The following is a 273-nucleotide window of genomic DNA, read 5'->3' on the forward strand; positions in this document are numbered from 1 at the left end:
GTCGACGACGTCGCCGACAGCGGTCGCACGCTCGACCTCGCCGTGAAGCTCCTCAACGCCCAGGGCGCCGAGGCTCGCTCGGCCGTCATCTACACGAAGCCGACCACCATCATCACGCCCGACTACGCGTGGAAGGACACGTCGCTCTGGATCGACTTCCCGTGGTCGTTCCAGGGGTCGGTGCACGAGGAAGACGCGGCGTGACGGCGAAGTCTCTCGCCGAGCTCGCGGGCGCGGGCCTCATCGACTCCTCGTGGGTCGAGCCGCTCTCGC

Annotated in this window: 1 protein-coding gene; it reads left to right on the forward strand. The window is 68.9% G+C overall.

What is annotated here, in order from left to right:
* Positions 1 to 204 (forward strand): phosphoribosyltransferase (locus tag ACZ3GY_RS23965; protein WP_465912229.1); only part of this gene is annotated, 204 nt, incomplete at its 5' end.
* Positions 205 to 273 lie beyond the last annotated feature (69 nt).

This window comes from Pseudomonas sp. PME37.24/006, from assembly GCF_055556635.1.